Origin of the sequence: Nostoc sp. UIC 10630 (assembly GCF_010747425.1) — a bacterium.
Classification (GTDB): Bacteria; Cyanobacteriota; Cyanobacteriia; order Cyanobacteriales; family Nostocaceae; genus Nostoc.
Genome location: NZ_JAAGOG010000444.1, coordinates 1 through 1192, shown reverse-complemented (window position 1 = coordinate 1192; position 1192 = coordinate 1). Strand labels below are relative to the sequence as shown.

1 protein-coding gene is annotated in these 1192 nt (G+C 63.8%); it reads left to right on the top strand.

What is annotated here, in order from left to right; genetic code table 11:
- Positions 1–1191, top strand: a complete 1191-nt coding sequence (gene tuf / locus G1O98_RS38275; protein ID WP_163939673.1) for an elongation factor Tu — start codon at positions 1–3, stop codon at positions 1189–1191.
- Position 1192: the final 1 nt, after the last annotated feature.

Sequence of the window (1192 nt, the reverse complement as noted above, 5' to 3'; positions counted from 1 at the left end):
ATGGCAAAAGGCAAGTTTGAACGGACCAAGCCGCACGTGAACGTGGGCACGATCGGTCACGTTGACCACGGCAAGACGACGCTGACGGCAGCGATCGCAACCGTGCTGTCCAAGAAGTTCGGCGGCGAGGCCAAGGCCTACGACCAGATCGACGCAGCGCCCGAAGAAAAGGCCCGCGGCATCACGATCAACACCGCCCACGTGGAATACGAGACGGCCAACCGTCACTACGCACACGTTGACTGCCCCGGCCACGCCGACTACGTCAAGAACATGATCACCGGTGCCGCCCAGATGGACGGCGCGATCCTGGTGTGCTCGGCCGCTGACGGCCCGATGCCCCAGACCCGCGAGCACATCCTGCTGGCTCGCCAGGTCGGCGTGAAGTTCATCATCGTCTTCCTGAACAAGTGCGACATGGTCGACGACGCCGAGCTGCTCGAGCTGGTCGAAATGGAAGTGCGCGAGCTGCTGTCCAAGTACGACTTCCCCGGCGACGACACCCCCATCATCAAGGGTTCGGCCAAGCTGGCGCTGGAAGGCGACACGGGCGACCTGGGCGAGCAAGCCATCATGCGCCTGGCCGATGCGCTGGACACCTACATCCCCCAGCCGGACCGTGCCGTTGACGGCGCCTTCCTGCTGCCGGTGGAAGACGTGTTCTCGATCTCTGGCCGCGGCACCGTGGTGACCGGTCGCGTCGAGCGCGGCATCATCAAGGTCGGCGAAGAAATCGAAATCGTGGGCATCCGCGAAGTCCAGAAGACCACGGTCACGGGCGTCGAAATGTTCCGCAAGCTGCTGGACCAAGGTCAAGCGGGCGACAACGTCGGCATCCTGCTGCGCGGCACCAAGCGTGAAGACGTCGAGCGCGGCCAAGTGCTGGCCAAGCCCGGCTCGATCAAGCCCCACACCCACTTCACCGCTGAGATCTACGTTCTGAGCAAGGAAGAGGGCGGCCGCCACACGCCGTTCTTCAACAACTACCGTCCCCAGTTCTACTTCCGCACGACGGACGTGACCGGTGCCGTGGAGCTGCCGAAGGACAAGGAAATGGTCATGCCTGGCGACAACGTCGGCATCACCGTGAAGCTGATCGCTCCGATCGCGATGGAAACCGGCCTGCGCTTCGCCATCCGTGAAGGTGGCCGTACCGTCGGCTCCGGCGTCGTCGCCACGATCCTCGCGTAAT

Coding starts and splice junctions, on each gene's coding strand:
- tuf (WP_163939673.1), top strand. CDS start 1: ATGGCAAAAGGCAAGTTTGAACGGACCAAGCCGCACGTGAACGTGGGC.